At 75.8% G+C, this 24002-nt stretch carries 23 protein-coding genes and 1 riboswitch; of the genes, 14 read left to right on the top strand and 9 right to left on the bottom strand.

Annotated features, from left to right (window positions below; genetic code table 11):
- The first annotated feature begins 69 nt into the window (after window positions 1-69).
- Window positions 70-942: an aa3-type cytochrome oxidase subunit II gene (gene ctaC, locus ACI79L_RS21165; RefSeq protein ID WP_456938680.1), complete on the top strand. Its 873-nt coding sequence runs from the start codon at window positions 70-72 to the stop codon at window positions 940-942.
- Between the two features lie 54 nt (window positions 943-996).
- The gene (locus tag ACI79L_RS21160) at window positions 997-1401 is read left to right on the top strand and encodes a cytochrome c oxidase subunit 4 (protein ID WP_456938679.1); all 405 of its coding nucleotides are present in this window, start codon (window positions 997-999) and stop codon (window positions 1399-1401) included.
- Window positions 1402-2154: 753 nt separating this feature from the next.
- Here ACI79L_RS21160 and qcrB read toward each other — a convergent pair.
- The 4 genes from qcrB to ctaE are packed head-to-tail and all read right to left on the bottom strand — an operon-like array spanning window position 2155 to window position 6494.
- Entirely contained in the window at window positions 2155-3873 is a 1719-nt protein-coding gene (qcrB, locus tag ACI79L_RS21155) for a cytochrome bc1 complex cytochrome b subunit (RefSeq protein WP_456938678.1), read from the bottom strand.
- On the bottom strand, window positions 3873-4985 hold the full coding sequence (qcrA, locus tag ACI79L_RS21150; RefSeq protein WP_456938677.1) for a cytochrome bc1 complex Rieske iron-sulfur subunit: 1113 nt from the start codon (window positions 4983-4985) through the stop codon (window positions 3873-3875). The genes qcrB and qcrA overlap by 1 nt, the downstream gene beginning before the upstream one ends.
- The gene (gene qcrC, locus ACI79L_RS21145; protein ID WP_456938676.1) at window positions 4982-5863 is read right to left on the bottom strand and encodes a cytochrome bc1 complex diheme cytochrome c subunit; all 882 of its coding nucleotides are present in this window, start codon (window positions 5861-5863) and stop codon (window positions 4982-4984) included. The genes qcrA and qcrC overlap by 4 nt, the downstream gene beginning before the upstream one ends.
- 7 nt (window positions 5864-5870) lie before the next feature.
- A complete protein-coding gene (ctaE, locus tag ACI79L_RS21140; RefSeq protein WP_456938675.1) occupies window positions 5871-6494 on the bottom strand; it encodes an aa3-type cytochrome oxidase subunit III in 624 nt (207 codons plus the stop codon).
- A gap of 135 nt (window positions 6495-6629) precedes the next feature.
- Between ctaE and ACI79L_RS21135 the strand changes: the two genes are divergently transcribed.
- Window positions 6630-7043, top strand: coding sequence for a hypothetical protein (locus ACI79L_RS21135; protein WP_456926577.1), 414 nt, complete (start codon window positions 6630-6632; stop codon window positions 7041-7043).
- Entirely contained in the window at window positions 7040-8098 is a 1059-nt protein-coding gene (gene trpD, locus ACI79L_RS21130) for an anthranilate phosphoribosyltransferase (protein ID WP_456938674.1), read from the top strand. The genes ACI79L_RS21135 and trpD overlap by 4 nt, the downstream gene beginning before the upstream one ends.
- A 6-nt stretch (window positions 8099-8104) precedes the next feature.
- Here trpD and ACI79L_RS21125 read toward each other — a convergent pair whose 3' ends face one another.
- Both ACI79L_RS21125 and ACI79L_RS21120 read right to left on the bottom strand, forming a co-directional pair.
- Window positions 8105-8389 (bottom strand): Lrp/AsnC family transcriptional regulator, encoded by a 285-nt coding sequence (locus ACI79L_RS21125; protein WP_456938673.1) that lies wholly within the window; start codon window positions 8387-8389, stop codon window positions 8105-8107.
- An 87-nt stretch (window positions 8390-8476) separates the two neighbouring features.
- Window positions 8477-10360 (bottom strand): DEDD exonuclease domain-containing protein, encoded by a 1884-nt coding sequence (locus ACI79L_RS21120; protein ID WP_456938672.1) that lies wholly within the window; start codon window positions 10358-10360, stop codon window positions 8477-8479.
- 165 nt (window positions 10361-10525) lie between these two features.
- Between ACI79L_RS21120 and ACI79L_RS21115 the strand changes: the two genes are divergently transcribed.
- The 5 genes from ACI79L_RS21115 (at window position 10526) to ACI79L_RS21095 (ending at window position 16853) form a co-directional block, all read left to right on the top strand.
- A complete protein-coding gene (locus ACI79L_RS21115) occupies window positions 10526-12256 on the top strand; it encodes a D-alanyl-D-alanine carboxypeptidase family protein (RefSeq protein WP_456938671.1) in 1731 nt (576 codons plus the stop codon).
- Window positions 12257-12367: 111 nt separating this feature from the next.
- The gene (locus ACI79L_RS21110) at window positions 12368-12655 is read left to right on the top strand and encodes a hypothetical protein (RefSeq protein ID WP_456903171.1); all 288 of its coding nucleotides are present in this window, start codon (window positions 12368-12370) and stop codon (window positions 12653-12655) included.
- 160 nt (window positions 12656-12815) lie between these two features.
- A riboswitch (cyclic di-AMP (ydaO/yuaA leader) is annotated at window positions 12816-12997 on the top strand.
- A gap of 16 nt (window positions 12998-13013) precedes the next feature.
- On the top strand, window positions 13014-14219 hold the full coding sequence (locus ACI79L_RS21105; protein ID WP_456938670.1) for a C40 family peptidase: 1206 nt from the start codon (window positions 13014-13016) through the stop codon (window positions 14217-14219).
- A 169-nt stretch (window positions 14220-14388) separates the two neighbouring features.
- Window positions 14389-15714 (top strand): M48 family metallopeptidase, encoded by a 1326-nt coding sequence (locus ACI79L_RS21100; protein WP_456938669.1) that lies wholly within the window; start codon window positions 14389-14391, stop codon window positions 15712-15714.
- Complete coding sequence (locus ACI79L_RS21095; protein WP_456938668.1) at window positions 15711-16853, top strand: glycosyltransferase family 4 protein; 1143 nt, start codon at window positions 15711-15713, stop codon at window positions 16851-16853. The genes ACI79L_RS21100 and ACI79L_RS21095 overlap by 4 nt, the downstream gene beginning before the upstream one ends.
- Before the next feature lie 43 nt (window positions 16854-16896).
- Here the strand turns inward: ACI79L_RS21095 and ACI79L_RS21090 are convergent, their stop codons facing one another.
- A complete protein-coding gene (locus ACI79L_RS21090; protein ID WP_456938667.1) occupies window positions 16897-18696 on the bottom strand; it encodes an AMP-dependent synthetase/ligase in 1800 nt (599 codons plus the stop codon).
- A gap of 155 nt (window positions 18697-18851) precedes the next feature.
- Between ACI79L_RS21090 and ACI79L_RS21085 the strand changes: the two genes are divergently transcribed.
- Genes ACI79L_RS21085 through ACI79L_RS21070 form a run of 4 tightly spaced genes read left to right on the top strand, consistent with a single transcriptional unit; the run spans window position 18852 to window position 21798 of the window.
- The gene (locus tag ACI79L_RS21085) at window positions 18852-19283 is read left to right on the top strand and encodes an SRPBCC family protein (RefSeq protein WP_456926587.1); all 432 of its coding nucleotides are present in this window, start codon (window positions 18852-18854) and stop codon (window positions 19281-19283) included.
- A 5-nt stretch (window positions 19284-19288) separates the two neighbouring features.
- Entirely contained in the window at window positions 19289-20497 is a 1209-nt protein-coding gene (locus ACI79L_RS21080; protein WP_456938666.1) for an ArsA-related P-loop ATPase, read from the top strand.
- A complete protein-coding gene (locus ACI79L_RS21075; protein WP_456938665.1) occupies window positions 20494-20805 on the top strand; it encodes a hypothetical protein in 312 nt (103 codons plus the stop codon). The genes ACI79L_RS21080 and ACI79L_RS21075 overlap by 4 nt, the downstream gene beginning before the upstream one ends.
- Window positions 20806-21798, top strand: coding sequence for an ROK family glucokinase (locus tag ACI79L_RS21070; RefSeq protein ID WP_456938664.1), 993 nt, complete (start codon window positions 20806-20808; stop codon window positions 21796-21798). It begins immediately after the preceding gene.
- 12 nt (window positions 21799-21810) lie between these two features.
- On the opposite strand, the gene ACI79L_RS21065 is transcribed toward ACI79L_RS21070, so the two are convergent.
- A complete protein-coding gene (locus ACI79L_RS21065; protein WP_456938663.1) occupies window positions 21811-22515 on the bottom strand; it encodes a hypothetical protein in 705 nt (234 codons plus the stop codon).
- A gap of 144 nt (window positions 22516-22659) precedes the next feature.
- Here ACI79L_RS21065 and ACI79L_RS21060 point away from each other — a divergent pair, with 144 nt between their 5' ends.
- Window positions 22660-23421 (top strand): lysophospholipid acyltransferase family protein, encoded by a 762-nt coding sequence (locus ACI79L_RS21060; RefSeq protein ID WP_456938662.1) that lies wholly within the window; start codon window positions 22660-22662, stop codon window positions 23419-23421.
- Here the strand turns inward: ACI79L_RS21060 and ACI79L_RS21055 are convergent.
- Complete coding sequence (locus tag ACI79L_RS21055) at window positions 23418-23993, bottom strand: TetR/AcrR family transcriptional regulator (protein ID WP_456938661.1); 576 nt, start codon at window positions 23991-23993, stop codon at window positions 23418-23420. The genes ACI79L_RS21060 and ACI79L_RS21055 overlap by 4 nt on opposite strands.
- Window positions 23994-24002 lie beyond the last annotated feature (9 nt).

Below are 24002 nucleotides of genomic sequence, written 5' to 3'. Positions count from 1 at the left end.
ACCCGCCGGTGGCCGCGCCGGAGAGCCGCCCGGGGAACCGCCGGGCGGAGGACGAGGAGGCAGCGGGCAGTGGCTCGACGCAGCAGGCTCGCGCGGGTCGCCGCGCTCGGTCTCCTGGGGGTGCTCACCCTCACCGGGTGCGACCTCAACAACGAGTTCTGGCGCTTCGGGTTCCCCGAGGGCGTGACCGAGGAAGCCACGGAGATCCGCCAGCTGTGGACCGGCTCGGTCATCGCGGCGCTGATCGTCGGCTTCATCGTCTGGGGCCTGATCATCTGGTCGGTGGTCATGCACCGGAAGAAGGGCGACGACCTGCCGCGGCAGACGGCGTACAACCTGCCGCTGGAGATCGCGTACTCGATCTTCCCGTTCATCATCATCGCCGCCCTGTTCTTCTTCACCGTCTCGGTGCAGAACGACGTGCAGGAGCGCAGCGACGACCCCGACACGACGATCGCGGTCAACGCCTTCAAGTGGAACTGGCAGTTCGTCTACCCGGAGACCACCGGTCCCGACGGCGAGCCGGTGAGCACGGTCGGCGCGACCGACGAGATCCCGATCCTCGTGCTGCCGGTCGACCAGGACATCCGCTTCGAGGTCGCCTCCGCGGACGTCATCCACTCGTTCTGGGTGCCGGAGTTCCTCTTCAAGCTCGACGTCATCCCGGGCAACGAGAACGGCCGGGACAACGTCTTCGAGCTGCACCCGAACGAGACGGGCGCCTACGTCGGGCGCTGTGCGGAGCTCTGCGGCTCGTACCACGCGTACATGAACTTCGAGGTCCGCATCGTCGAGGCCGAGGACTACGAGGCCTACCTGGCCGCCCGCGAGGCGGGTCAGGACACCCGCGAGGCGCTCGAGAGCATCGGCCAGGACGGCGAGGCCACCACGACCGAGCCGTTCCGCGTGGGCGACGGCTACTACCAGCGTGCGGCCGACTGACGTGTCCGCCGGCACCGAGGACCACCGCACCGACGCTGCGCAGGGAGGACGGCCGTGAAGGTCGAGGCGCTCATCTTCAACCTCATCGCGGTGTTCTGCATCGTCGCTGCGGCCGTGTACGGCTTCTGGGCGCAGGAGCCGATCGGCACCACCGCGTTGATCCTGTCCGGGGGGCTCACCGGCCTCATCGGCGGCTTCTTCTGGTTCATCTCCCGCCGCATCGACGCCCGGCCCGAGGACCGCAAGGACGCCGAGATCGCCGAGGGCGCCGGTGAGCTGGGCTTCTTCCCGCCGGCCAGCTACTGGCCGTTCGGCCTGGCCTCGGCCGCGGCCGTCACGGGGCTCGGCCTGGCCTTCTGGTACGACTGGCTGATCATCATCGGGGTCGTGAGCCTGCTCGTGACCATCGGCGGCCTGCTGTTCGAGTTCTACGTCGGGCAGAACGCGCAGTCCAGCTGACGTCCGCCCGCTGACGAGGGCCCCCTCCCGCACCGCGGGAGGGGGCCCTCGTGCGTTCCCCGGCCACGAGCCGCCCCGTGAGGTCCTCGGGAGAGGAGGCGTGGACGCCAGGGCGGGGGAGCGCAGCGTCCGGGATGGCGCCGGGCCCCGACGACGCGTGGAGCCTCCGCGACGTGACCTGTGGCGCCCTGGCCGGGAGTCCGGCGGTGCTGGGGGCGCCAGGCTCTCGGCAGCGCGCGTCCCAGCCGCCGGGCCCGCCAGTTGTTCCTTCATCAAGGCGCCAGCGCGGTGTCCCGCTGCTCGATCTCCACACCGGGGAGCTGCCCGAGACCGGCCGGCGGGTGCTCAGCGGCGGCGAGGCCCGGGGGCGAGCCGACGCAACCGCGTCCGCGCCTCGCTAACCCGGCAGGCCCGGCGGGAAGCCACGGCGGAGGTGCAACCGCCAGGACGGGGAGCGGCCGGTCCGGCCCGGGCGGGGGCACCCGGGTCTCCTGGGCGGGCCTGCGCTGGCGGAGGAGGCCTCCGTCCTGCGCATCGGCCACGGTCCCTGCCGGTCACCGACCAGGGGAGGTGACCACGGCGGTGAGGCCGCCGGTGCCGCTCCGGCCGGACGGGGTGGGGCACCGGCGAGCGGCCACGCGAGGCAGCGCGGAGAGGACCGCGGCGGTGCGGGCCGGAGATGCAGCAGGGCCCCGGTGGAGTGCTCCACCGGGGCCCTGCGTGCTCGGTGCCGTGCGGCCTGAGTGCCTCGCGTCAGTCGCGCGGCTCCTGCGGGCGTCCACCCTCGGACGGCCGGCCACCCTCCGCGGGACGGCCGCCCTCGGCCGGGCGCCCGCCGTCGGCGGGACGGCCGCTGGTGGTGAGCTCGCGGCCCGGCTCCGCCGCGGACAGGCCCCGCTCCTCGGCGCGCTGCTCGAGCTCCACCGCCGCCGGCTCCTCGATCGGCGAGAAGAACCCGCGGATGGCGCGGCGGGCGCCACCGACCTGGTTCATCTTCTTGGGTACCGGAGCACCGCCGTAGGCCAGCTGGCTGTGGCCGTGCGCGTCCACCGCGCCGAGGGGCTGGTGGACCTCGATGAACTCACCGTGCGGCAGCCGGCGGATGACACCGGTCTCGATGCCGTGCTCGAGGACCTCGCGGTCGTGCTGCTGCAGACCGAGGCAGATCCGGTAGGTGAGCACGTACGCGATCGGCGGCAGGACGATCAGGCCGATGCGGCCGATCCAGGTCATCGCGTTGAGGCTGATCTGGAACTTGTCGGCGATGACGTCGTTCGCACCCGACAGCAGCAGCACCACGTAGAAGGCGATCGCCATCATGCCGAGCGAGGTGCGCACGGGCACGTCGCGCGGGCGCTGGAGCAGGTGGTGCGAGGCGGTGTCGCCGGTCAGCTTCCGCTCCAGCACCGGGTAGGCGAGCAGGAGCGTGAAGATGATGCCGGGGAGCACGACCGTCGGCCAGAACAGCGCCGGGATGTTGTAGTTGCCCGGCAGGTAGATGTCCCAGGCCGGGAACAGACGGGTCGAGCCGTCCAGGAACATGACGTACCAGTCGGGCTGCGACGCCGAGGACACCTGCGCCGGGTTGTACGGGCCCCACAGCCACACCGGGTTGATCTGCACGAGGCCACCGAGGGCGGCGCAGACACCGAAGACCACCAGCAGCAGACCGGTCGCCTTGCCGGCGAAGGTCGGGAAGAGCCGGTTGCCGACCACGTTGTGCTCGGTGCGGCCCGGGCCCGGGAACTGGGTGTGCTTCTGCTTGACCAGGATCAGCAGGTGCACCGCGATCAGCGCCAGGATGATCGCCGGGATGAGCAGCACGTGGGCGATGTAGAGCCGCCCGACGATCAGCTCGCCGACGTAGTCACCGCCGAAGACCGCCCAGTGCACCCAGGTGCCCACGACCGGGATCGACAGGATGATCGCCGACATGATCCGGAGGCCGGTGCCCGAGAGCAGGTCGTCCGGCATCGAGTAGCCGGCGAAGCCCTCGAAGATGCCGAGGATCAGCAGCGTGACACCGATCAGCCAGTTGGTCTCGCGCGGCCGGCGGAAGGCGCCGGTGAAGAAGATCCGCAGCATGTGGCAGACGATCGCGGCCATGAACAGCAGCGCCGCCCAGTGGTGGATCTGCCGCATGAGCAGGCCGCCGCGGACGTCGAAGGAGATGTCCAGCGTCGAGGCGTAGGCGATCGACATGTGCACGCCGCGCAGGGGCGCGTACGAGCCGTCGTAGGTGACCTCGGTCATCGAGGCCTGGAAGAAGAACGTCAGGTACGTGCCGGTGAGCAGCAGGATGATGAACGAGTAGAGCGCGATCTCACCGAGCAGGAACGACCAGTGGTCGGGGAAGACCTTGTTCAGCGTCCGGCGGAGCGGACCGGCGACGATGAGCCGGTCGTCGACCTCGAGAGCGGCCTTGCCGAGGCGCGTCGTGGGCGCCCCTGGCGCGGTGGCGGTGCGAGCCATCAGATGCGCTCCCGGTTCCAGTAGGTGGGACCCACGGCCTCAATGTAGTCGCTGCGCGCGACGAAGAAGCCCTCGTCGTCGACCGTGATGGGCAGCTGCGGGAGCGACCGGGTGGCGGGCCCGAAGACCGGCTTGGCGCCCTGCGTGACGTCGAACTGCGACTGGTGGCAGGGGCACAGGATCCGGCTGGTCTCCTGCTCGTACAGCGACACCGGGCAGCCGGCGTGCGTGCAGATCTTGGAGTAGGCGACGTAGTCGCCGTAGCCGAAGTCCTCCTGGCCCGCCCGCGGCACCGACTCCTCCTGCTGCGAGGGACGCAGCCGGATGAGCATCGTGGCGGCGTCGGACAGCCGGTTGCCGCCGGGGACGGCCGGGAAGACGGTCTCCAGCGAGCCGGGCGCCTGGTCGCCGGGGCGGATCGGGGTGCCGTCGTCGCGGACGAGGCGGACGCCCTCGGCCCACTCGGTGGTGCCCAGCGGGTTGCCCCGGTTCGGGTTCTTGATCAGGCCACCCAGCGGGGCGATCAGCATCAGGCCCAGGCCGCCGCCCATGAACAGCAGGCTGCGGGTGAGGAGCTTGCGCCGCTTCAGGCCGCTGTTGTGCAGCCCGCCGACGAGGGTGGCGCCGGTGGTGACGCGGTCGAAGTGCGAGCCGTCGTGCTTGTCCTGCACGGCCGTCTCGTGCGGCAGCAGCTTCTTCGTGTAGAGCACCAGGCCCACGCCGAAGAAGGTGAACGCCAGGCCCATGAGGGCGCCGAGCAGCGGCGTGTAGAGCGTGCTGAAGGTGCTGCTGCCCAGCTCCCACTGCCAGTCGGGCAGGAACCAGCCGGCGCCGGCGTAGACGACGACGAAGGCGAAGGCCGACAGCCCGGCCAGGCCGAACATCAGGCCGACCTGGCGGACGGCGCGCCGCTCCACCGCCGACCCGGGCTCGGGGCCCGGCTCGACGTGGAGGACCTGCACGCCGTCGTACCGGGCGCCGAGGCGGTCGAGCTCCTCGCGGGGGAGGGCCGCGAGCTGCTCGGGGGTGTAGTCGTCGTCCGGGCCGCCGTGCAGCGGGCCCGCGGTGTCCGCCCCGCCGGTCGAGCCGGGGCGGGTGTCGTGCGTGGTCACGCCTTGCTCCCCATCCAGAAGATCCCGAACATCAGCGCGGAGATCGCGACGGTCCAGATGACCAGGCCCTCGCTCACGGGACCGATGCGGCCGATGCCCGCGCCGCCCGGGTCCGGCATGTCGGTGATCGTCTGCACGTAGTTGACGATCGCCCGCTTCTCCTCGGAGGTGAGCTGGTTCTCCCCGAAGACCGGCATGTTCTCGGGCCCGGTCAGCATGGCGGTGTAGATCTCGAGGTCGTTGGAGTTCTCGAGGCTGGGCGCGTACTTGCCGGACGAGAGCGCGCCGCCCTGGCCGACGAAGTTGTGGCAGGACGAGCAGTTGAGCCGGAACAGCTCACCGCCGGCGGCCAGGTCGCCGTCGCGCAGGTCGCCGGAGGGCAGCGTGGGGCCGCCGCCGTTGGCCTGGACGTAGGCCATCAGCTGGTCGATCTCCTCGTCGGAGAAGACGGCCGGCTTGTCGTCGGCCTGGGCGCTCTGGCGGACCAGCGGCATGCGGCCGGTGTGCACCTGGAAGTACACGGAGGCCTCGCCGACGCCGATGAGCGACGGGCCGCGGTTGGGCACGCCCTCGAGGTTCTCGCCGTGGCAGCTGATGCAGCTGCGCTCGTACAGCTCGCGGCCGGCGGCCTCGGCGCTGGACTCGCTGCCCTCGTCGGCGGCCTGGGCGCCCGGGGCGAGGGTCGAGTAGAGCGCGCCGGTCAGGACCAGCCCGGCCATGAGCGCGGCGACGTTGCCGACGCGGCGGCGCTGCTTGGAACGGCGGCGGGCGCGGGCGGCGGCAGCCGGGGTCCCCTCGGCCGGACGGCGGCGCGACCAGCGCGACCGCCGCGGCTCCTCGTCGGGCAGGGTGTCGGACTGCGGGTTCGTGGTGGACACCGGTTCCCTAGCGGATCAGGTAGATCGTGGCGAAGAGCCCGACCCACACGACGTCGACGAAGTGCCAGTAGTAGGAGACCACGATCGCCGAGGTCGCCTGCGCCGGCGTGAAACGGCCCATGGTGGACCGGATGAGCACGTAGATGAAGGCCACGAGGCCACCGATGACGTGCAGGGCGTGGAAGCCGGTCGTCAGGTAGAAGACCGAGCCGTAGGTGCTGCTCGAGATGGTGGTCGCGTGATCGGTGACGAGCACCCGGTACTCGTTCGCCTGGCCGAGCACGAAGACCAGCCCCATGACGAACGTGATCGTGAACCACCGGCGCAGGCCGTAGACGTTGCCGCTCTCGGCCGCGAACACGCCGATCTGGCAGGTGACCGAGGAGGCCACCAGGATCAGCGTGAAGACCAGCGCGTACGGCAGGTTCAGCTCGGTGGGCTCCGGGGGCCAGCCCTCGGTCGAGCGCGCCCGCGCGGTGAAGTACATGGCGAACAGCCCGGCGAAGAACATCAGCTCGCTGGAGAGCCAGATGATCGTGCCGACGCTGACCATGTTCGGTCGGGTCAGGGAGTGCACCCGCGAGGTGTCGAAGGTGCTGCTCGCCACGGGGGCCGTTGTCACGCCGCCCATCATGGCATCGGCCGCCGACGTGCACAGACCGTGGGTGGCACGGCGTGGCCGCGCCGTGACCCGCCCGAGACCGTCCCCCGGACGGGGGTCCGCGTCCACCCGGACGGGAGCCGCGCGGGCACTAGGCTGCCGGGCGTGAGCGACGCGCCGGCCACCGTCCTGGTCTACAGCTCCCGGCCCGAGGTCCGCGAGGCCGTCCGCACCGCGGTCGGCCGCCGGCCGGCGCCCGACGTCGGACCGCTGACCTGGATCGAGTGCGCCACCGGGGAGGACGTCGTCGACACCGTCGACGGCGGCGGCGTGGACCTGTGCATCCTCGACGGCGAGGCGCAGCCGACCGGCGGCCTGGCGCTGTCCCGGCAGCTGACCGTCGAGGTCGCCGACCGGCCGGCCCTGTGCGTGCTGATCGCCCGCCAGCCCGACCGGTGGCTGGCCCACTGGTCGCAGGCCGACGCCACCCTCGCGTTCCCGGTCGACCCGCTGGCCGCCCCCGAGGTCGTCGCCGGCCTGCTGCGCGCGCACGCGGGCCGCCGTCCCGTCTCGCGGTGAGCGCGGGCACTCCCGCCGGGCCGACGTGGCCCGGTCTGCTGACGCGCCTGCTGGCCCGCCAGGACCTCACCGCCGCGGACACGGCGTGGGCGATGCGCGAGGTGATGTCCGGCGAGGCGACGCCGGCGCAGATCGCCGGGTTCGCCGTCGCCCTGCGCGCCAAGGGCGAGGCGCCGGCAGAGGTCGCCGGGCTCGCCGCCACGATGCTCGAGCGCGCGACGCCGGTCGAGGTGCCGGTGCCCACCGTCGACATCGTCGGCACCGGCGGCGACGGCGCGCACACGGTGAACATCTCGACGATGGCCGCCGTCGTCACCGCGGCCGCGGGCGTGCCGGTGGCCAAGCACGGCAACCGCGCGGCGTCGTCGTCCTCGGGCGCGGCCGACGTGCTCGAGGCGCTGGGCGTCGTCATCGACCTGCCGGCCCCGGCCGTCGCCCGCTGCGTGCAGGAGGCCGGCATCGGGTTCTTCTTCGCGCCGGTCTTCCACCCGAGCTTCCGGCACACCGCGGCGCCGCGGCGGGAGCTGGGCATCGGGACCGTCTTCAACTTCCTCGGGCCGCTGACCAACCCGGCGCGGCCGGTGGCCGCCGCGATCGGCTGCGCCGACCTGCGGATGGCGCCGGTGCTGGCCGAGGTGGTCGCCGGCCGCGGCGCCCGCGCGCTGGTGTTCCGCGGCGACGACGGCCTGGACGAGCTGACGACGGCGACGACGTCGAGCGTGTGGGTGGCCCGCGACGGCGCGGTGACGCCCGGGCGGGTGGACCCGGCCGCCCTCGGCATCGCCCCGGCGGGGCCGGACGCGCTGCGCGGCGGCGACCCGGCGCACAACGCGGCGGTGTTCCGGCGGGTGCTCGACGGCGAGCGGGGGCCGGTGCGCGACGCCGTCCTGCTCAACGCCGCCGCGGCGCTGGCCGCCTTCGACGAGCGCGGCGGGGAGCTCGGGGACCTGCTCGGCGCGGGGATCGCGCGGGCCGCCGCCGCGGTCGACGACGGCCGGGCCGCCGCGCTGCTGGACCGGTGGGTGGCCGTCAGCCGCGAGGCCGCCGGCCGCTGAGACCGGTCACTCGCCCTCCAGGCCCAGGGAGAACGCCGCCTCCAGGTCGTGCCGCGAGTAGGCGCGGAAGGCGATGTGCGTCTCGGTCTCCAGCACGCCGGGCACCTTGTTGATGCGCCCGGCGATCACCTCGGCCACCTGGTCGAACTCGCGGACCCGCACGATCGCGATCAGGTCGACCTCCCCGGCGGTCGAGTAGACCTCGCTCACGCCGTCGAGGTCGGCGATCGCGGCCGCCACCTCGGGGATCGCGTCGGTGGCCGCGTCGACCATCACGATGGCGGTGATCACGCCGGCGATGCTAGTTGAAGGACCCTCCTGCCCCCCACGCCTCGCTCCGCTCGGCGCGGGCCCCTGCGGGAGGGCTGTTCCAGTACGTCACCGGGCCGCCGGGCGCCGGGCCGCCGGGTCCGCGGCGGACGGCCCCTCGGGGGTGACCCGCTCGGGGCGGGCGCGGGTGCCCAGCTGCCGGCCGTCGTGGAAGGGGTCGCGCAGCGCCCGGCCGGCCTCCACCCGGGCGAGGAACCCGCTGAGCCCGCCGGTGCCCGGCGCGACGCAGGCGAGCGTGCCGGTGACCTCGACCAGCCGGGTGCCGGGCTTCTCCATCCACCGCATGACCAGCTCGGTCTCGTCGACCGTGGCGGCCAGCCCGCCGTCGTCGGGGGTGGTCTCGGCGGTGGCGCGCAGGACGGCGAGCGTGTCGCGGACCGACGTCCCGCGCGGCGCGCACCCGGCCGCGACCAGCCGGCCCCGCCGGACGACCGACAGCGCCCACCCGCCGGCGCCGTCGGGCCGGGCGACGGTCAGCTCCGGGACGGCGGCCAGTGACTCCAGCCGCTGCCGCCGGCGCACCGCGCGCACGAGGACCGCGACCCGGTCGCGCAGCACGCCGGCGTCCTCGAACCGCTCGGCGGCCGCCAGCCGGTCGACCCGGTCCAGCAGCGGCGCGACCAGGGCGCTCGGGTCGCCGGCCACCGCGGCGCGCAGCACCGCGGCGACCGCGGCGTACTCCTCGACCGACTGGTGGCCCGCGCACGGGCCGCCGCACCGGCCCATGCCGAACAGCGCGCAGGTGCTGGTGTGCACCCGCGGGGACAGCCGGGCGGTGCACTGCCGCAGCGGCAGCGCCTCGTGGATGGCGGCGGTGGCCATCTCCGCGGCCCGCCGGTCGGCGAACGGGCCGAGGAAGAGCCCCGCGTCGGGCCGCACCCGCCGCACCGTCGACAGCCGCGGGAAGGGCTCCTCGGTGAGCCGCAGCCACAGCGCGCGCTCGGGGAAGCGGGACCGGCGGTTGTAGCGCGGCTTGTGCTCGGCGATCAGCCGCAGCTCCCGGACGGCGGCCTCGAGGTCGTGCGCGCACGGGACGGCCTCGACGCGCTGGGCCAGCGCGACCATCTCGGTCATCCGGCTGCGCTGCTCGCCGGAGGAGAAGTAGCTGCGCACGCGGGTGCGCAGGTCGTTCGACGTCCCGACGTAGAGCGGCTCCTCGCGCGGCCCGCGGAAGACGTAGACGCCGGGCCCGGACGGGACGCCGTCGGCCAGGTGGCGCTTCTTCCTGCGCACCGGGTCGACCTGGCGGGTGAGCCCGTGCAGCTCCTCCAGCGACGTCACCCCGAGCGGGCCGAGTCGTTCGAACAGGCCGTGGAGGACGTCGACGGTCGCGCGGGCGTCGTCCAGGGCGCGGTGGCAGGGCGAGGTCGAGGCCGAGAAGTACGGCGCCAGGGTGGCCAGCTTGCAGTTGGGCACCTCGTCGCGGGAGAGCAGCCGCCGGGCGAGGACCGCGGTGTCGACCGAGGCGGCGGCGGGCCACGGCGTGCCGGTCTGCTCGCAGGCCGCCTTGAGGAACCCGAGGTCGAAGGGGGCGTTGTGCGCCACGAGGACGGTGCCGCGGGCGAACTCCAGGAAGGCCGGCAGCACGGCGTCGATCCGCGGGGCGGTGGCGACCATCGCCGTGGTGATCCCGGTGAGCACGCTGATGTAGGGCGGGACCTCGCAGCCGGGGTCGACCAGCGTCTGGAACTCCCCGAGCACCTCGCCGCCGCGCACCTTGACCGCCCCGATCTCGGTGATCGCGCTGTCCTTCGGCGACCCGCCGGTGGTCTCCAGGTCGACGACGACGAAGGTGACGCCGGCCAGCGGCGTGCCGAGGTCGTCGATGCTCGCCTGGACGTAGGGGGTGCGGGGGAGCGGCCGCTCGCCGTGGGCGGGTGCCTGCTCGTGGCGCGGCCCCGAGGAGCCCGTGCCGCTGGCGGGGAAGAGCACGGCGGGACGGTAGGCCGGGGGTCGGACAGTCCCGGGGACGCGCGCCCGGGGGAGGCCTCGCCCGACCGGGGGACCGGTGGGGTGCGTCGCGCTTGCGGCAGCGGCTCCGCGGAGATGACGATCCCCGGGCGGACCAGCGGGGTCCGGAACTGCAGAGGTGGTCCGATGCGCGCGCGTTCCCTGGGGCGCACCCGGCGGGGCGTGATGTCCGTGCTGGTCACGGCGGTGGCGGCCGTCCTGCTCGCGGCCCCGGCGGCCGCGGAGCCCAGCGACCAGCCCGGCGGGACCAGCGGGGTCCTCGACAGCGAGGCGCTGGACCGGCTGCAGCAGCGCGCCGCCGAGGTCCAGGCCGACCTGCAGCTGCGGCAGACCGAGGTGGCCGCCGCGCGGCAGCAGCTGGCCGACGCGCAGGCCGACGTCGACGCCGCCCGCGCCACGGTCGACGCCGCCGAGGGCGAGCTGGCGCGGTACCGGGCGGTGGTGGCGCAGTACGCGTCGGCGGTCTACCGGGACGGCGGCGCGCTGACCCCGCTCACCGTGCTGCTCACCGGCGGCGACCCGGCCGACGTGGTCGCGGCGCTGGGCTACCTGGAGGCCGTCGACGCGCACACCGCCGAGGTGGTCGGCGCCGCCGAGGAGCAGCGGCGGGCCGCGGTCGACCGGCAGACCTCCGCCGACGCCGTCCTCGCCGAGGCGCGGCAGCGGGCCGACCGGCTGGCCGGGGAGGTGGCCGACCTGGAGGCCGCCGCCGACGCGGTGACCGCGGAGCTCGACGTCGCGCTCGGCGACGTCGACCGGCAGCTGTCGGACCTGCAGCGCCAGCAGGTCGACGTCAACACCCAGACGGCGGCCAACTGGCGCGCCTACCTCGACCAGCTGCGCGAGGCGGGGGCCGCCGCGCCGCCGGCGGCCGAGCTGCTCGACCCCGTGCGGGGCCTGCCCGCGGGGCTCACCCCGGTCGGCGCGGCCGCCGGCGGCGCCCAGCGCGGCGCCGCGCAGCTGCCGCGCCGGCCGGTGTCGCTGCTCGTGCTGCCCGCCGAGACGCTGGCGGCGGTCACCGCGGCGATGGACGCCCTCGGGCGGCCCTACGCGCCGGGGACGGCCGGCCCGGACTCCTGGGACTGCGGCTCGCTGGTCTCCACCGTCTACCGCGACGCCGGCATCGACCTGCCCGCCGACCAGGCCGGCCTGTTCGCGGTCACCACGCCCGTCGACCCGGCCGACGTCCTGCCCGGCGACCTGGTCTTCCTCGGCACCCCCGAGTCGGGCCTGGGGCACGTCGGCATCGCGCTGGACGCGCAGACCATGCTCGCCGCCGACGCGTGGGCCGGCGCCGTCGTCGTCCGCCGCCTGCCCGCCGACCAGGTGCTGCACGTCGGCCGGCCGAGCCTCGGCCCGCGGCCGGAGGTGCCCGCCCCCGGCCCGGCCGGCGGCGCCCTGCGGGTCGAGTGCGGCAACACCGTCTACCCGCCGAGCTTCGACGGCGCCCGGGCCTGGGGCGGATACCCCAACGGCCTCATCCCGCCGAGCGCGCTGTGCCCGATCGGGGTGGGCGGCCACTCGCTGCGCTGCGACGCCGCGGCGGCCTGGCGGGCGATGAGCGCGGCGTTCGCGTCGGCGTTCGGGCAGCCGCTCTGCATCACCGACTCCTACCGCACCTACGCCGGCCAGGTCCGCCTCTACGGGGAGAAGCCGGCGCTGGCCGCGGTCCCGGGCACCAGCAACCACGGGTGGGGGCTGGCGGTCGACCTGTGCGGCGGCGTCGACGGCTTCGGCACGCCGCAGTACGCGTGGATGGTCGCCAACGCCGGCCGGTTCGGGTGGCTGCACCCGACCTGGGCCGACCCGGGCAACGGCCGCGAGGAGCCCTGGCACTGGGAGTACGCGGGCGGCTGAGCCGGGACTGTCGGTGGCCGTCCCTAGCGTGCCGGGCAACCGACAGGGAGACCCGTCCCGACCGCGGCCCGGCACCGGGCGGCGCGGCCGGGGCACCGGAGGGACACGGCCATGCTCATCGACTGCGACTCGTGCACCGCGCGCGGCGCCGGCTGCGCCGACTGCGTCGTCACCGCCCTGCTGGGCGCCCCGCCCGCGGAGCGGGACACCGGCCCCGTGCTGCTGCCGGTGCCCCCCGTCCCGGCGGCCCGGACCGCCGACGGCGCCCTGCCGCGCCCGGGCGTCGTCGTGGAGCTCGACGACGTCGAGCGGCGGGCGGTGCGGGCGCTGGCCGAGGGCGGCCTGGTGCCGCCGCTGCGGCACCGGCCGTCGCGGGACGGGCGCCGGCGCACGGGCTGACCGGCGGGGGACCACCCGAAACCGGGTACGCACCGGAGTGGCGCGGCTGCTGACCGTGCGTGTTCTCACAGTCCACGCACCCCCCGTTTGTCACAACTGCATCACGTCCGTACTGTGGCGCCGTCCGGCCGGGTGGTCGTCACCCGACGCAGGGTGACCTCGGCCGACACCGCCGAGTCACCGGACGCCCCTCCCCGGAGGTGCGCGAGGTGAGCCGGGGACCCACCGCAGCACTGGGGTGAGTTCTCGTGCGCGCCGGTCCCGACCGGGGCGCGGAGATAGGGCACGTCTTCCCAGCCCGAACCCGTCAGCTAACTCGGTAGGCGGTTGCTGAGGAAGAAACGGAGAGCCGCCGCCCGTGGCGACCCCCCGCCCCGTCCTGGGGCATGCACGCGAGAAGTCCACATCCGCCACCCGCACCACCGGGCCGCACCGCCCGTCGCGGCCCCGCCACCTCGGCCGGGCCACCCTCGTCGGCACCACCGCCGCGCTGACCCTCGGCCTGCTGTCCGGCACCGCGGCCGCCGACCCCGAGCGGGCCGGCACCCCGGAGCAGGCCGCCCAGCTCGCCGCCGAGGCCGGCCACCGGCTCGAGGTCGTCAGCGAGCAGGTCAACGAGGCCCGCGAGGTCCTCGCCCAGCAGCAGGCCGCCGCCGACGAGGCCGACCGGGCCGCCGCCGAGGCGCAGGACCAGCTGCAGGACCTCGACGGCCAGATCCGCCAGGTGGCGCGCAGCGCCTACGCCGGCAACGGCAACGGCGACGGCTTCGCCGGGCTCGACCTGCTGCTGACCAGCGACTCCGCCGAGGACTTCGTCGCCTCGCTGGCCACCCTCGGCCAGATCGCCGACCACACCACCTCCGTCCTCGACCAGGTGAACGAGGCGGCGGCTGCCGCCCGGCAGGCGCAGGCCGGCGCCGAGGCCGCCGAGGCCGCCGCGCAGCGCACCCTCGACGACCTGAGCGCCCAGGAGGCGCAGCTCCAGGACGACATCGCCGACTACCAGGCGCAGTTCGCCGCGCTCACCGAGGCGCAGCGGCAGGCGGCGCTCGCCGCGCAGGAGGCCGGCCTGGCCGCCGGCGCGCAGGCGGAGGCGGGCGACGAGCCGGCCGGCGGCTCGCGCGGCGACAGCGCTCCGGCCGCGACCGGCACGCAGGCCGCGGCCCCGGCCCCGGCCCCGGCCCCGGCGCCGTCGGCGGGCAGCGGCGGCAGCGGTGCCGCGCAGACCGCGGTGCAGACGGCGCTGGCCCAGGTGGGCGACCCCTACGTGTGGGGCGCCGGCGGGCCGAACGCCTTCGACTGCTCGGGCCTGACCCAGTACGCCTACGCGGCGGCCGGGATCAGCCTCCCGCACTCCAGCAGCATGCAGTCGCGCATGGGCGCCGCCGTCTCGCGGGCGGACCTGCAGCCGGGCGACCTGATCTTCTACTACAGCCCGGTCAGCCACGTCTCGATGTACATCGGCAACGGCCAGATGGTGCACGCCTCCACATCGGGGCAGCCGGTGAAGGTCGTGTCGGTCGACTCGATGGGCGGCATCACCGCGATGCGCCGCATCGCTTAGACGAAGGACCACCACCGAGGGCCGGTGACCCCGACGGGTCGCCGGCCCTCGGCGTCCGCGGAGGAGCGCCTTGCGGAGGGAGAGCGCTGCGGAGGGAGAGCGCTGCGGAGGGAGAGCGCTGCGGAGGGAGATCGCGGTGCGGGGCCGGCGCGCGCCTAGGATCGGCCGGGTGAGCAGGGCGGGCGGGACGAGCACCCGCCCCGGCCCCGCGGCCACCCGCCCCGGCCGCACCGGCTCCCGCCGGGCCGCGCTGCTGGTCGCGCTCGTGCTCGGTGCGGCGCTCGTCGTCGTCATCGCCCTCCGCACGCCCTGGACGCTGCTGCCCACCCCGCCCGGCGGCGCGTCCCCGGTCACCGACGACGCCGGGCTGCCCGCCGAGGTCGTCCGCCGCGCCGAGGCCCTCGCCGCCGACATCCGTCCCGCGTCGCTGACCAACCTGGTGCTCGGGCTGGCGGTCTCCGCGCTGCTCGGGCTCACCCGCCTGGGCAGCCGGCTGGTCACCGCGGTCGGCCGCGCGGGAGGCCGCCGCCGGCCGCTCACCGTGCTGCTGGGCACGGTCGCGCTGGTCGTCGTCGGCCGGCTGGTGACGCTGCCGATCTCCGCCTACGGCGAGGTGGTGCGGCACCGCTACGGGCTGTCCACCCGCTCCTGGCCGCTGTGGCTGCGCGACGTCGCGGTCTCCACCGCCATCGACGCCGGGCTCACCGCGCTCGGCCTGCTCGTGCTCGTCGCGCTGGCCCGCCGCGCGCCCCGCACCTGGTGGGCGTGGGCCGCCGGCGGCGCGGCCGCGCTGGTCGTCGCCGGCTCCTTCCTCTACCCGGTGGTCATCGAGCCGGCGTTCAACCGCTTCACGCCGCTGCCGGCCGGCGAGCTGCGCACCGACCTGCTGCGGCTGGCCGAGGAGAGCGGCTCCCCGGTCGAGGACGTCCTGGTCGCCGACGCGTCCCGGCGGACGACGTCGCTCAACGCCTACGTGTCCGGGTTCGGCTCCACCCGCCGGGTGGTCCTCTACGACACCCTGCTGGCCGACGTCCCCCCGGAGGAGATCGAGTCGATCGTCGCCCACGAGCTCGGGCACGTCGCCACCGACGACGTCCTGACCGGCACGCTCATCGGGGCGCTCGGCGCGGCCGCCGCCGTCGCCCTGCTCGGCTGGCTGCTGACCTGGGCGCCGCTGCTGCGCCGGGCCGGCGCCGACTCGGCGGGGGACCCGCGCGTGGTGCCGCTGGTGCTGTTCCTCGTCGCGGTCGGGTCCCTGGTCGCGACGCCGGTGCAGAACCTCGTCTCGCGGCACGTCGAGGCCCGGGCGGACCTGCACGCGCTCGACCTCACCCGGGACGCCGCCGGCTTCGTCGAGATGCAGCGCCGGCTGGCCGAGACGAACGTCGCCGACCCGAGCCCGCCGGCGGCGTGGCAGTGGTTCTTCGGCTCGCACCCGACGGCCGCCGAGCGGGTCGCGATGGCCGGGGACTGGCTGGGGCTGGGCGACCGGTGAGCGACCGCGGCCGCACGCTCGTCGTCACCAACGACTTCCCCCCGCGGCAGGGCGGCATCCAGACCTTCGTCGCGGCGCTGCTCGAGCGCCGCCCCCCGGACTCCCTCGTCGTGCTGGCCTCCCGCTCACCGGGCTGGGAGGCCCACGACGCCCGGCTGCCGTATCCCGTGGTCCGGCAGCGGACCGCGATGCTGCTGCCCACCCCGGCGACCGCCCGCGCCGCGACGGCGCTGGCCGCCGAGCACGGCTGCGACACCGCCTTTTTCGGCGCCGCCGCGCCGCTGGGCCTGCTCGCGCCCGCCCTCCGCGACGCCGGGGTGCGGCACCTGGTCGGCGCCACCCACGGGCACGAGACCGGCTGGGTCGCGCTGCCCGGCGCCCGGCAGCTCATGCGCCGCATCGCGGGCGGCCTGGACGTCCTGACCTACATCAGCGAGTACACCCGCAGCCGCCTGGAGCCGGCCCTCGGCGGGCGCACCCGGCTGGCGCAGCTGTCACCCGGGGTGGACGTCGACCGGTTCACCCCCGCGGTCGACGGCACCGCCGTGCGGCGGCGGCACGGGCTGGGGGAGGCGCCGGTCGTCGTCTGCGTGTCCCGGCTGGTGCCGCGCAAGGGGCAGGACGTGCTCGTGGCCGCCTGGCCGCAGGTCCTCGCGGAGCACCCGGGCGCGCGGCTGCTGCTGGTCGGCGGCGGGCCGGACGAGAAGCGGCTGCGCCGCGCGGTGGCCGACCGGCGGCTGGGCGACTCGGTGGTGCTGACCGGCCCGGTGCCCCCGGACCGGCTGCCGGAGCACTACGCGGCGGGCGACGTGTTCGCCATGCCCTGCCGCACCCGCCGCGGCGGCCTGGACGTCGAGGGCCTGGGCATGGTCTACCTGGAGGCCGCCGCCGTCGGGCTGCCGGTCGTCGCGGGCACCTCGGGCGGGGCGCCGGAGGCGGTGCGCGACGGCGAGACCGGCACGGTCGTCCGCGACCCGCGGTCCCCGGACGCGGTCGCCGCCGCGGTCACCGCGCTGCTCGACGACCCCGCCCGCGCCCGCGCCATGGGCGTCGCCGGGCGGGCGTGGGTGGAGCGGCGCTGGTCGTGGACGACGATCGCCGCCGACCTCGCCGCCCTGCTGGAGCCCGCGGACGACTGAGCCCCGCCCCGCACGTGGCGGGACGGGGCTCGGCCGGTGGGGTTCAGCGGCTGTACAGGGTCTCGACCTCCTGGTCGAACTCCTTCATGACCACCGCGCGCTTGAGCTTCAGGCTCGGCGTCAGCATCCCGTTGTCCTCGGTGAAGTCCGTGGCGAGGACGCGGTACTTCTTGATCGCCTCGGCCTGGGACACCGCCCTGTTCGCGTCGGCGACGGCGGCGTCGAGCTCGGCCTTGACCTCGGGGTCGTCGACCAGCGCCGACGGCGGGGTGTCGGCCGGCTTGCCCTTGCTCTCCAGCCACGCGGGCAGCGCCTCGGCGTCGAGGGTGACCAGCGCGGCGATGAACGGCCGCTGGTCGCCGACGACGATGCACTGGCTGACCAGCCGGTGGGCGCGCAGCCGGTCCTCGAGCACCGCGGGGGCGACGTTCTTGCCGCCGGCGGTCACCAGGATCTCCTTCTTGCGGCCGGTGATCCGGGTGAAGCCGTCGGCGTCGATCTCGCCGATGTCGCCGGTGTGGAACCAGCCGTCGGGGTCGATCGCCTCGGCGGTGGCCTGCTCGTTCCTCCAGTAGCCGCGCATGACGACGCCGCCGCGGATCAGGATCTCGCCGTCCTCGGCGATCCGGAACGAGACGCCGGGCAGCGGACGCCCCACGGTGCCGATCCGCAGCGCGCGGTCGTGGTTGACCGAGGCGGCGGCGGTGGTCTCGGTGAGGCCGTAGCCCTCGTAGACGGTGACGCCGGCGCCGCGGAAGAAGTGGCCGAGCCGCTCGCCGAGCGGGGCGCCGCCGGAGATGGCGCCGAGGCAGCGGCCACCGAGCGCGGCCCGCAGCCTGCTGTAGACGAGCCGGTCGTACAGCGCGTGCTGGACGCGGAGCTTCAGGCCCGCGCCGCCGGTGTCCTGGGCGCGGGACCAGGCGATGGCCACCTGGGCGGCCCGGTCGAAGATCTTCCCCTTGACCGGGCTGCCGGCCTCGGCCTTCGCCTTGGCCTGGTTGAACACCTTCTCGAACACGCGCGGGACGGCCAGCACGAACGTCGGCTTGAACCCGCCCAGGTCCTCGACCAGGTTCTTCACGTCCGGCGTGTGGCCGATCACGGTGCGGGTCTTCACCGCGCCCACCTGCATGACGCGGGCCAGCACGTGCGCCAGCGGGATGAACAGCAGCAGGGAGCCCTGCACGTTCATGAACCGGTCGAGCAGGCTCATGCCGTTGCCGACCTCGAACAGGAAGTTGCCGTGGGTGAGCTCGCAGCCCTTGGGCCGGCCGGTGGTGCCCGAGGTGTAGATGAGCGTGGCCAGGCTGTCGGCGTTCAGCGTCGCGCGACGGGCCTCGAGCTCGCTGTCGGGGACGCCCTCGCCGGCGGCGGTGAGCGTGCCGACGGCGTCGTCCTCGATGACGTACAGCGGGCCGAGGTCGGGGGCCTGGTCGCGGACCGAGTCGACGGCGGTGGCGTGCTCGGCCTTCTCGACGATCGCGGCGACCGCGCCGGAGTCGGAGAGGATCCAGGCGACCTGGTCGGGGCTGGAGGTCTCGTACACCGGGACGGTGACCGCGCCGGCCGTCCAGATGGCGAAGTCGATGACGGTCCACTCGTAGCGGGTCTTGGCCTGCAGCGCGACCCGGTCGCCTGGCTGCACGCCCGCGGCGATCAACCCCTTGGCCACGCCGGCCACCTGCTCGCCGAACTCCCGCCAGGTGACGTCGACCCAGCGGCCGTCCCGCTGCCTGCGCAGGCCGACCTCGTCGCCGTGCTCGGCGACGTTCTCCGCCAGCATGTCGGTGAGCGCCTCCGAGGCGCCCACCTCGGTCGTCGCCGGGACGCTGTACTCGCGCACGCTCCGTCCTCTCCTCCCCGTGCGGCCGGGGCGCCGCTGCCCGCGGTCCCCGCACGGGACACGTCCCGCCGAATCTACCGGCTGGGGCTACCGGTGAGTAGCCGTGCCCTGCCCGCCCACCCTGCACCCTTCGGGTGAACGGCTAGCCTCAGCGCATGGCGGAGCAGTCCACCCAGTCGATCGTCGTCTCCGCGCCGGCGGCCGACGTGATGGCCGTGATCGCCGACTTCGAGGCGTATCCGCAGTGGGTGAACGCGGCCCGGACCGTCGAGGTGCAGGAGCGCGGGCCCGACGGCCGCGCCCGCCGGGTCCGGTTCGTCATCGACGCCACCGTCCTCACCGACGAGTACGTCCTCGACTACACCTGGGACGACGACCGGCAGGTCTCCTGGACCCTGGTGACCAGCAAGCTGATGAAGCGCCAGGACGGCTCGTACACGCTCCGCGAGACCGGCGGCGGCACCGAGGTGACCTACCGGCTCGCCGTCGACATCGGCGTCCCGATGCTCGGCATGATGAAGCGCCGGGCGGAGAAGGTCATCCTCGACACCGCGCTCAAGGAGCTCAAGAAGCGCGTCGAGGGCTGACCTCCGTGCGCACCCTGCTCCTCACCGGCCCCGGCGGGGCCGGCACGACCACGCTCGCCGCCGCGGCCGCGGTGCGCGCCGCCCGGGACGGGCGCCGGGTGGTGCTCGTGACCCGGCAGCCGGTCCCCGAGGGGACGGCGGCCGCGGGCGTCGAGGTGGTCGTCGCCGAGCCGCAGGCCGGGCTCGAGGCGCTGTGGGCCGAGCGGGTGGCCGGGCCGGCCGCCGCGGTGCCCGACCTCGAGCTGCCTCCGCCGAGCTCGGTGGTGCCGCTGCCCGGCGCCGGCGAGCTCGGCGTCCTCGTGGCGCTCGGCCGGGTGCGGCCGGACACCGACCTCGTCGTCCTCGACGCCGGGCCGTTGCCCGCCGCCACGGGGCTCGTCGCGCTGCCGGGCGCGCTGCGCTGGTGGCTGGAGCAGGTGGTGACCACCCGGGTGCGGGTGCTCGCCGCCGTCCGCACCGCCGCCGTCCGCGCGGGCACGGTGCGCCGGGGCGCCGCCGACCTCGCCCTCGACGCGCTGCCCGACCTCGAGGCGCTGCTCGACCGGCTCCCCCTGACCGACCCCGCCGCGACCGCGGTCTGGCTGGTGGGCCGGCCGCGGCCCTCCGCCGTCGCCGCGCTGCGGGCCGCGACCACCGCCCTGGCCGTGCACGGGCAGCGCCCGGTGGGCGTGCTCGCCCGCCGGCTGCCCGGCGGGCCGGCGGACTGGGCGGCCGCCCGGGCGGCCGAGGAGGAGGCCGCGCTCGCCGCGCTGGCCGGGGTCGCGCCGGTGCGGGAGGTCGCCGAGGCCGCGGTCGAGCCGGCCGGCGCCGAGGCGCTCGCCGCACTGCTGCCCGACCTCCCCGGGCCGGCCGGCGCGTCGGTCCCGCCGGTCCCCGCACCCGAGCGCGTGGACGGCGGCTGGCGGCTGACGCTCCCGCTGCCCTTCGCCGAGCGCGCCGGGGTCCGGCTCACCCGCTGGGACGACGACCTGGTGGTGACGGTCGCCGGCACCCGCCGCTCGCTGCGCCTGGACGCCCTGCTGCGCCGGTGCGTGGTCACGTCGGGCACCCTGGCCCACCCGGGCACCGCCGCCGCGCGGCTGGTGGTCGGCTTCGCCGCCGACCCGCAGCAGTGGCCGGCCGACCTGCTGGCGGCCGTCGGGGCGGACGGTGCGGAGGGAGCGCCGTCGAGCAGTGCGGCGGACGGCCCGGCGGACGACAGGGGGACACGGTGACCGAGGGAGCCGACTGGCTCGATCAGGCGCGGCGGCTGGTGGCCGGGCTGGGACAGGCATGGGCCGAGACCGGCGCCGCCGCGGAGGAGGCAGCGGGCGGGCACGAGCCGGGCGGGGACTGCCGCTGGTGCCCGCTGTGCCGGGCGGCCGCCGTCGCCCGCCGGCCGGACGTCAGCGAGGCGCTCGCCGACCTGCTGACCAGCGCCGCCGGGGCGCTGCGGTCGGTGTCCACGCCGCCGGCGCCGCCCGCGCCCGAGCCGGCCCCGGCGCCGGAGCCGGCGCAGGTCCAGCACATCGAGCTCGGCTGAGTGGCCGGCGACCGGACCGACCCCGCCGCCCTGCCCGCGCTCGGTGTCGACGTCGGCGGGACCAAGGTGGCCGGCGGCGTCGTCGCGCCGGACGGGACGGTGCTGGACACCGCCCGCCGCTCGACGCCGACCGCGTCGGTGACCGAGACCGAGGCCGCGATCGCCGGGGTGGTCGAGGAGCTCGCCGTCCGGCACGGCGGCCCGCTGGCGGCGGTCGGCGTCGGCGCGGCCGGCTGGTTCGACCGCACCGGCGACGTCGTGCTGTTCAGCCCGCACCTGGCCTGGCGGCACACCTCGCTGCGCCGCGACCTCGCCGCCCGCCTGCAGCGGCCGCTGTGGGTGGGCAACGACGCCGACGCCGCCGCCTGGGCCGAGTACCGCTTCGGCGCCGCACGCGGGGCGGAGCTGGCCCTGTGCATCACCCTCGGCACCGGCATCGGCGGCGGGATCGTCGCCGGCGGCCGGCTGCAGCGCGGCGCGCACGGGGTGGCGGGGGAGTGGGGGCACATGCGGGTGGTCCCCGACGGGCGGCTGTGCGCCTGCGGCAACCGCGGCTGCTGGGAGCAGTACGCCAGCGGCAGCGCCCTGGCCACCACCGCCCGCGAGGTGGCCACCCGCTCGCCGGCCGCGGCGGCGCGGCTGCTCGACCGCGTCGACGGCGACCCGGCGCGGCTGACCGGCGAGGACGTGGCCCGCGCCGCGGCCGACGGCGACCCGGTGGCGCTGAGCCTGGTGAGCGACGTCGGGGAGTGGCTCGGCCAGGGCATCGCCGACCTCGCCAGCGTGCTCGACCCGGACGTCGTCGTCATCGGCGGCGGGGTGAGCGTGCTCGGCGACATGGTGCTCGACCCGGCGCGCGAGCGGCTGGGGCGGGCGCTGCCCGGCCGCGGCTTCCGGCCCGGCCCGAAGGTGGTCGCCGCGGCGCTCGGCGCCTCGGCCGGCCTGGTCGGCGCGGCGGACCTCGCCCGCGCGGCCGTCTGCGCCGGGCGCTAGGCGCCCGCGCCGCTAGACGACGGCCCCGTCGTCGCCGTCGTCGTCGCGGTCGCGCATCCGGGACAGCGCCAGGGCGGCGCTGCCGACCAGGGCCGCGACGCCGAGCACCAGGCCGGTCTCGGTGCGCAGGCCCAGCACGCCCGGCGCGCCGACCAGCACCACGCCGGCGGCGGCCAGCAACACGGCGTACAGCGTCGACGGCGAGGGCATCGGCACCGGCGGGGCCGGCGGGGGCTCGTAGTGCTCCTCGGCGAGCGGGTCGTCCTCGTCGTCGGGCGGCGGCGCGGCGGGCCGGACGACGGCGGGCTCCGCGGGCTCGGCGTCCTCGACGACGGTGCGCCCGTGCTCGGCCTCGTAGGCGGCGACGATGCGCGCCCACTCGGCGTCCTCGTCGAGGTCGCGCCGCAGCGGGCGCCGCTCGGCCGCGGGGCCGCCGGCGGGGGCGTGGTCGTCGGCGTGCCGCTCGACCAGGGAGCGGCCCTCGCCGAGGCGGGTGCGGTCGACGAACAGCCGGTCGGCCGGCGGGCTGGGGAGGAAGACGGTGCGGGTGTAGGGCCCGACGTCGGCGGCCGGCTCGAGGTAGGCGGCGATGCCGGCGTCGCGCAGCACGTCGAGCAGGTGCTCGCCGACCCGCGGGTCGACGTCGCGCAGCGGCGCCCAGAGCGCGGCGTCCAGGCCGTTGTCGCGGCGGCCCCGCCCGCGCCGCGGCCCCGTCACGCCGCGGCTCCCCGGGGGAGCGGCCGGTCAGCAGCCACGGTGGTCCTCCTCCGGGGTCGGGCGTGGGGTGCGGCCGGTGCGACGCGCGGGGCCGATTGTCGGCGGGGCACCCGGATCCCTAGTCTGGCAGTTCCACAGGGAGGCGTGTTGTTCTACTGGTTCCTCAAGTTCGTGGCCATCGGCCCGGTCGTGAAGCTCGTGTTCCGCCCGCGGGCGGAGGGGCGTGGGCACGTACCGGCCGACGGCGCCGCGATCCTGGCCAGCAACCACCTCTCGGCCTCGGACTGGATCTTCATGCCGCTGTCGCTGCGGCGCCGGGTCACGTTCCTGGCCAAGCAGGAGTACTTCACCGGCACCGGCGTGAAGGGGTGGCTGCAGCGCGCCTTCTTCTCCGGCGCGGGGCAGGTGCCCATCGACCGCTCCAGCGCCACGGCCGCCGAGGACGCCATCCGCACCGGCCTCCGGATGCTCCGGCAGGGCCGGCTGCTGGGCATCTACCCCGAGGGCACCCGCTCGCCCGACGGCCGGCTGTACCGCGGCAAGGTCGGGGTGGCGCGCATGGCGCTGGAGACCGGCGTGCCGGTGATCCCGGTGGCGATGGTCTACCGGCCCCGGCGGATGCCGTTCGGCAGGAAGCTGGTCCGGGTGCGCGTGCGCTTCGGCGAGCCGCTGGACTTCTCCCGCTACGAGGGCCTGGCCGGCGACCGCTTCGTCGAGCGGTCCATCACCGACGAGATCATGTACGAGATCATGACGATGTCGGGCCAGGAGTACGTCGACGTCTACGGCGCCACCGTCAAGAAGTCGATGCAGGCCACCGGCGCCAGCGCCGCCGACGTCGTCGGGCGGCTGCAGCCGCCGGCCGGCGAGGCCGGTGACCGGGCGCCCGACACCCTCGCCGGCTAACGGTCGAGGAGCCGGCCGAGCAGGTCGGTGAGCAGGGCCAGCAGCTCGTCGCGGCTGGTCGCGGGCTCGCGCACCCACTGGTGGACGAGGTCCTCGGTGAAGGCGAACCACGAGCGCACCAGCTGCCGGCGCAGCGGGTCCTCGAGCCCGCCGAGCGCGCCGATGCCGAGGTCGACCAGCGCCTCGCGGGTCTCCTCGTAGACCTCGGCCACCCACGGGTCGCCGCCGGCGGCGCCGCGGACGAACGCCAGGTGCGACTCCCGGTAGGTCTCCACCCAGCCGACGTAGCGGTCGAGCATCCACGCCGGTCGCTCCGCGGCCGGCAGGGCCGCCGGCGGGGTGAGGTGGGCCCGCAGCAGGTCGGCCGCCGCCCGCGTCACGGCCTGGTAGTACTCCCGCTTGGACGGGAAGTAGTGGAACAGCAGGCTGCGGCTGATGCCCGCCCGCCGGGCCACCTCGTCGATGGTCAGCTCCTGCACCGGCGTCGTGGGCAGCAGCTGCAGGCCGATGCCGACCAGCTGCTCCCGCCGGTCGGCGGCCGACCGGCGGGAGCGCGCGGGGGAGGAGGGCACGGCCGGACC

The organism is Geodermatophilus sp. SYSU D00684 (genome assembly GCF_054050455.1).
This window is presented reverse-complemented; position numbering and strand designations above follow the sequence as displayed.